The organism is Pseudomonas sp. SDO5532_S415 (assembly GCF_054071155.1).
The window spans coordinates 1-6753 of record NZ_JBSVWS010000242.1 but is presented as its reverse complement, the minus strand read 5'-3'; the positions used below and the strand labels follow the sequence as shown (position 1 = coordinate 6753).

Sequence of the window (6753 nt, the reverse complement as noted above, 5' to 3'; positions counted from 1 at the left end):
ACAGTGGAATGCATTCGAATGTGGGAGCGAGCCTGCTCGCGAAGGCGTCATCACGCCTTACGCATACTTACGCGTCGCGAAACAACCAAGGCTGGCTCGCCCGGTGCCTGGCTTCGAACGCCGCAATCGCATCGCCGTCCTGCAAGGTCAGGCCGATATCGTCCAGGCCATTGAGCAGGCAGTGTTTGCGGAATGCATCAATTTCGAAGTTCAGCACCTTGCCGTCCGGACGGGTCACGGTCTGGGCTTGCAGATCGATCTGCAACTGGTAGCCCGGATTGGCCTCGACCTGCTTGAACAGCTCATCGACTTCAGCGTCGCTCAAGATGATCGGCAGCAAGCCGTTCTTGAAGCTGTTGTTGAAGAAGATGTCGGCGTAGCTCGGCGCGATGATGCTGCGGAAACCGTACTCTTCCAGCGCCCATGGCGCGTGCTCGCGGCTGGAGCCGCAACCGAAGTTCTCGCGGGCCAGCAACACGCTGGCCCCTTGATAGCGTTCGGCGTTGAGGACGAAGTCCTTGTTCAGCGGCCGCTTGGAGTTGTCCTGATACGGCTGGCCCACGTCCAGGTAGCGCCACTCATCGAACAGGTTCGGGCCGAACCCGGTGCGCTTGATCGACTTCAGAAATTGCTTCGGGATGATCTGGTCGGTGTCGACGTTGGCACGATCCAGAGGCGCGACAAGTCCGGTGTGCTGGGTGAAAGCTTTCATGCTGCGCTCCTTTAGATCAATTCACGGACGTCGACGAAACGACCGTTTACCGCGGCGGCCGCGGCCATGGCCGGGCTGACGAGGTGGGTACGGCCACCGGCGCCCTGACGCCCTTCGAAGTTTCGGTTGGAGGTCGAAGCGCAATGTTCGCCCGACTCCAAGCGGTCAGGGTTCATCGCCAGGCACATCGAGCAACCCGGCTCGCGCCATTCGAAACCGGCTTCGAGGAAAATCTTGTCCAGGCCTTCCGATTCGGCCTGCGCCTTCACCAGACCCGAGCCCGGCACCACGATGGCCTGCTTGATGGTCGAAGCCACTTTGCGGCCCTTGGCAATGACCGCAGCAGCGCGCAAATCTTCGATCCGCGAATTGGTGCAAGAGCCGATGAACACGCGGTCCAGCTGAATGTCGGTGATCGCCTGATTGGCGGTCAAACCCATGTATTTCAAGGCACGCTCGATGGAACCGCGCTTGACCAGGTCCATTTCCTTCGCAGGATCCGGCACGTTCTGATCGACCGCCAACACCATCTCGGGCGAAGTACCCCAGCTGACTTGCGGCTTGATCTGAGTGGCGTCGAGCTCCACGACGGTATCGAACACCGCATCGGCGTCGGACACCAGGTCTTTCCAGGCTTCGACCGCCAGGTCCCACTCAGCGCCTTTCGGAGCGAACGGACGGCCCTTGACGTAGGCCACGGTTTTTTCGTCTGCAGCCACCAGACCGACGCGCGCGCCGGCTTCGATGGACATGTTGCAGATGGTCATGCGGCCTTCGACGGACAGGTCGCGAATCGCGCTGCCGGCGAATTCGATGGCGTGGCCGTTACCGCCGGCGGTGCCGATCTTGCCGATCACGGCGAGAACGATGTCCTTGGCGGTCACGCCGAACGGCAATTGGCCTTCGACGCGCACCAGCATGTTCTTCATTTTCTTGGCGACCAGGCACTGGGTGGCGAGCACGTGCTCGACCTCGGAAGTGCCAATACCGTGGGCCAGGGCACCGAACGCGCCGTGGGTCGAGGTATGGGAGTCGCCGCAGACCACGGTCATGCCCGGCAAGGTGGCGCCCTGCTCCGGGCCGATGACGTGGACGATGCCTTGGCGGACGTCATTCATCTTGAACTCGACGATGCCGTATTCGTCGCAGTTATCGTCGAGGGTCTGGACCTGCAAACGCGAGACCTGGTCGGCAATGGCTTCGATACCGCCCTTGCGCTCCGGAGTCGTCGGAACGTTGTGGTCCGGGGTCGCGATGTTGGCATCGATGCGCCACGGCTTGCGCCCGGCCAGACGCAGGCCTTCAAAGGCTTGCGGCGAGGTCACTTCATGGATGATGTGACGGTCGATGTAGATCAGCGCAGAGCCATCGTCGCGCTGTTTGACCAAATGCGAATCCCAGAGCTTGTCGTAGAGCGTTTTGCCGGCCATCAGACGGTTTCCTCATCAGCTTGTTCTATGCCAGGGAGGTCTGTGTAGCGAGTTTCGTTAGTCAACTTCGGCGCCAGAAGCCCATATCCTGCGTTGCTGCTCCTCGCCATAGCGCGCTATGACTCGTCGCAGCGCCTTGGCTATGGACTTCTGGCATCCGAATTTGATCTAACAAACTCGCCACACAGACCTCTGGGCTTTGACAGTTTCAATAACCCTTTGGCTTGTGAGGCTGATCCTATGGGGTTACATTAAATAACTCAAATTCATATTTTTTATGCTTTGGATAACCAACTGGAATGCATCCATGGACCTGGCCAATCTCAATGCCTTTATCGCCATCGCCGAGACTGGAAGCTTCTCCGGGGCCGGTGAACGGCTGCATCTGACTCAACCGGCGATCAGTAAACGCATCGCCGGGCTGGAGCAGCAATTAAAGGTGCGACTGTTCGATCGGCTGGGCCGTGAAGTCGGCCTGACCGAGGCAGGTCGCGCCCTGCTGCCCCGTGCCTATCAGATCCTGAACGTTCTCGATGATACGCGCCGCGCCCTGACCAACCTCACCGGCGAGGTGACCGGTCGTCTGACCCTGGCCACCAGTCACCACATCGGCCTGCACCGTTTGCCGCCCTTATTAAGGGAGTTCACCCGACGCTACCCGGACGTCGCGCTGGATATTCAGTTTCTCGATTCGGAAGTGGCCTACGAAGAGATCCTGCATGGCCGCGCCGAGCTCGCGGTCATCACCCTGGCACCGGAGCCCCACGCGCTGGTCAAGGCCACGCCTGTGTGGGACGACCCGCTGGATTTCGTCGTCGCCCCGGAGCATTCGCTGCTGCACAACGGCAAAGTCAGCCTGGCGGACATCGCCCGCCACCCGGCGGTATTCCCCGGCGGCAACACTTTTACGCACCATATCGTCCAGCGTCTGTTCGAAGCCCAGGGCCTGACGCCGAACATCGCCATGAGCACCAATTACCTGGAAACCATCAAGATGATGGTATCGATCGGCCTGGCCTGGAGCGTCCTGCCGCGCACCATGCTTGATGATCAAGTTGCGCGAATACCTTTGCCGGGCATACAACTGTCTCGCCAGCTAGGCTATATCCTGCACACAGAACGGACGCTGTCGAATGCAGCACGGGCTTTCATGGCCTTGCTGGATGCTCAAATCGATTTGCCAGGGACTCAAGGCTGACTTGTGCTACGCCTATAGAGCCGCGAATTCCTGTGCCTAATGCCCACTTCAGCCTAAGGCTTGCCAATGCCGAAATCTGTTGACCGTATTCCGCCGATGCCGCGTATCCAGGCACTTGACCCCAAACGCTCCGAGCAGAGCTGGGAAAGTGCCCCCCAATTGCTGGCCGCCCTGAACGGTGCGCGTCTGGGTGCGTGGTATTGGGATATCGAGCGCGGCCAGATCAGCTGGTCTCGGGGTACACAGGCATTGTTCGGCTTTGATCCACGGCAACCTTTGCCGGCCGATCTGGAATACCTCGACTTGCTGCCCCCCGAAGACCGGGCGAAAGCCGTTCGCGCCTTCCATGCGGTGATCGCCGGAGCACCGCTGGAACAAGCGATGCACCACCGCATTCGCTGGCCTGACGGCAGCCTGCATTGGCTGGAGATCAACGGCAGCCTGCTGCCGGACAAGCATGGTCGCCCACGGATGATCGGCGTGATCCGCGAAATCACTCACCAGCGCCAGCGCGAACAGGCGTTGAGCAGTTCGGAAAAGCGCTTCGCCACGTTGTTTCACCTGTGCCCGAACATGGTGCTGCTGACCCGCCAGGAAGACGGCCTGATCACCGAAGCCAACCAGTATTTCGAAAGCCTGTTCGGCTGGCCGGTGCAGGACGCCATCGGCCGTACCACCCTGGAGCTGGGCCTGTGGGTGCACCCCGAGCAACGGTCGGAACTGGTCAAGGCCACCAAGGCCAAGGGCGAACTGACCAGCATGGAGGTGCAGTTCCGCGCCAGCAACGGCCAGATCCACGACGGCATCCTCAGCGCGCAAAAGGTCGAACTCGAGGGTCAGCCCTATCTGCTGAGCACCTTCCTCGACACCACCGAGCGCAAAGCTGCCGAGCATGCGCTCAAAGACAGCCAGGAACGCCTCGACCTGGCCCTGGATTCGGCGCAACTGGGCACCTGGGACTGGCACATCCCCAGCGGCATGCTCTATGGCTCGGCACGCGCCGCGCAGTTGCACGGCATGGAGCCCAAACCCTTCCATGAGTCTTTCGAAGAGTTTTTCGAAGGCGTGCCCGGCGAAGAACGCAGCTCCATGCGCGACGCCTACCGCAGCTTGCGCGAAGGCCCGGCCGGCAACTATCAACTGACCTATCGCGTGCAACTGCCGGACGGCAGCTCGCGCTACCTGGAAAGCCGTGCCCGACTCTACCGCGATGACAACGGCGTGCCGCTGCGCATGGCCGGCACCTTGCTCGACATCACCGACCAGGTTGAACGCGAACAACGGCTGGTGGCGTCCGAGGAAAAGTTCGCCACGCTGTTCCAGGTCAGCCCGGACCCGATCTGCGTGACCCGCCAGGACACCGGGCAGTTCATCGAGATCAACTCCAGCTTCACCCAGACGTTCGGCTGGAGCGCCGCCGACGTGATCGGCCGCAGCGCCGACGAAATCGGCCTGTGGGATGCTTCGGCGAAAAGCCTGCAGCGGATCGAACAGGTGATCCGCGAACAAGCGCTCAACAATGTGGCGATCATCGTCCAGCACAAGGACGGGCAATCCTTGACCTGCGTGATTTCCAGCCGCCAGATCAGCGTCGGCGACCAGCCGTGCATCGTCACCACCCTGCGCGACATTACCCAGCAACAACGCTCGGAAGCGGCGCTCAAAGCCAGTGAAGAGAAGTTCGCCAAGGCGTTCCACTCCAGCCCCGACGCCATCACCATCACCGAACGCGACACCGGGCGCTACCTGGAGGTCAACGACGGCTTCTGCCGCCTGACCGGCTACCGCGCCGACGAAGTGATCGGTCGCACGGTGTATCAGGTCGGCATTTGGGCCGAAGAGAAGCAACGTTCGGCGTTGCTGGCCGAACTGCAGATCAAGGGCCGGGTCCATCACCAGGAAATGCTCGGGCGCAACAAGCGCGGCGAGTTGTTGACTGTCGAAGTCTCGGTGGAGCCGATCACCCTCAATGAAACCGCCTGCCTGTTGCTGACCGCGCGGGACGTCAGCCTGCTGAAAAACGCCGAGGCACAGATCCGCCACCTCGCCTACCACGACCCGCTGACCAACCTGCCCAACCGCGCGCTGCTGATGGATCGCCTGAGCCAGCAGATTGCCCTGCTCAAGCGCCACAACCTGCGCGGCGCGCTGATGTTCCTCGACCTCGACCACTTCAAGCACATCAACGACTCACTCGGTCATCCGGTGGGCGATACGGTGCTGAAAATCATCACGGCGCGCCTGGAAGCCAGCGTGCGCATGGAAGACACCGTCGCACGCCTGGGCGGTGACGAATTCGTGGTGCTGCTCAGCGGCCTCGAAGGTTCGCGCAATGAGGTCAGCAATCAGGTGCGGGGGCTGGCCGACACCTTGCGCGAATTGTTGTCCGAGCCGATGTTCCTCGACGGCCAGCGCCTGCAGGTGACACCAAGTATCGGCATTGCGCTGATTCCCGATCACGGCTCGACGCCGACCGACCTGCTCAAACGCGCCGATATCGCCCTGTATCGCGCCAAGGATTCGGGGCGCAATACCGCGCAGATGTATCACAACACCATGCAGAAGGCCGCGAGCGAGCGCCTGCGCATGGAGACGGATCTACGCCTGGCGCTGTCCCGGGGTGAGTTCCGCGTGCACTACCAACCCCAACTCGACGCCCGGGACAATCGCATCGTCGGTGCCGAAGCGCTGGTGCGCTGGACCCATCCGGAACTCGGCGCGCAATCGCCCGCCGAGTTCATCAAGGTACTGGAGGACAGCGGCCTGATCCTGGAAGTGGGTACCTGGATCATCGACGAGGCCTGCCAGGCCTTCAGGCATCTGATCGTCAACGGACTGGTGGACCCGCAGGATTTCAGCCTGTGCGTGAACATCAGCCCACGGCAATTCCGCCAGAATGACTTCGTCGAGCGCATCGAAGAGAGCCTTGCCCACTACGGCCTGCCCTGCTCCCTGCTGAAACTGGAAATCACCGAAGGCATCGTCATCCAGAACCTGGAAGACACCATCAGCAAAATGCTGCGCCTGAAAAAACTCGGTGTGAGCTTTGCCATGGACGATTTCGGCACCGGCTATTCCTCATTGACCTACCTCAAGCGCCTGCCGGTCGACACCCTGAAAATCGACCAGTCGTTCATTCGCGACGCCACCACCGACCCCAACGACGCCGAAATCATCCGCGCCATCGTCGCCATGGCCCGCAGCCTGGAACTGAAAGTGATTGCCGAAGGCGTGGAGACACAAGACCAGCTCGATTTCCTGCAGGGGCTGGGTTGTCACTTTTACCAGGGGTATCTGCACAGCTTGCCGTTGCCGGTGGAAGAGTTTCAGACACTGCTGGGGTAAAACCGATCAAATGTGGGAGCGAGCCTGCTCGCGAAGGCGGTGTGTCAGTCAATATTGATGTCGACTGA

The 6753-nt window shown here is 61.1% G+C and carries 4 protein-coding genes; 2 read left to right on the top strand and 2 right to left on the bottom strand.

Annotation, left to right across the window (positions count from 1 at the left end; all coding sequences use genetic code 11):
- Positions 1–67: 67 nt before the first annotated feature.
- A complete protein-coding gene (gene leuD / locus ACW9HW_RS28125) occupies positions 68–712 on the bottom strand; it encodes a 3-isopropylmalate dehydratase small subunit (RefSeq protein WP_457402588.1) in 645 nt (214 codons plus the stop codon).
- 11 nt (positions 713–723) lie between these two features.
- Positions 724–2142 carry a 3-isopropylmalate dehydratase large subunit gene (gene leuC, locus ACW9HW_RS28120; RefSeq protein ID WP_095193302.1) on the bottom strand — a complete coding sequence of 473 codons (1419 nt, stop codon included), beginning with the start codon at positions 2140–2142 and terminating at the stop codon, positions 724–726.
- 307 nt (positions 2143–2449) lie between these two features.
- Between leuC and ACW9HW_RS28115 the strand changes: the two genes are divergently transcribed.
- Together ACW9HW_RS28115 and ACW9HW_RS28110 are read left to right on the top strand one after the other, a co-directional pair.
- Positions 2450–3340 carry a LysR family transcriptional regulator gene (locus ACW9HW_RS28115; RefSeq protein ID WP_095193301.1) on the top strand — a complete coding sequence of 297 codons (891 nt, stop codon included), beginning with the start codon at positions 2450–2452 and terminating at the stop codon, positions 3338–3340.
- A 66-nt stretch (positions 3341–3406) separates the two neighbouring features.
- Positions 3407–6685 carry a PAS domain S-box protein gene (locus ACW9HW_RS28110; protein ID WP_095193300.1) on the top strand — a complete coding sequence of 1093 codons (3279 nt, stop codon included), beginning with the start codon at positions 3407–3409 and terminating at the stop codon, positions 6683–6685.
- Positions 6686–6753: the final 68 nt, after the last annotated feature.

Excerpts from the sequence above, each read along its gene's own strand:
- ACW9HW_RS28115 (WP_095193301.1), top strand. The coding sequence starts at position 2,450 with ATGGACCTGGCCAATCTCAATGCCTTTATCGCCATCGCCGAGACTGGA.
- leuC (WP_095193302.1), bottom strand. The coding sequence starts at position 2,142 with ATGGCCGGCAAAACGCTCTACGACAAGCTCTGGGATTCGCATTTGGTC.
- ACW9HW_RS28110 (WP_095193300.1), top strand. The coding sequence starts at position 3,407 with ATGCCGAAATCTGTTGACCGTATTCCGCCGATGCCGCGTATCCAGGCA.
- leuD (WP_457402588.1), bottom strand. The coding sequence starts at position 712 with ATGAAAGCTTTCACCCAGCACACCGGACTTGTCGCGCCTCTGGATCGT.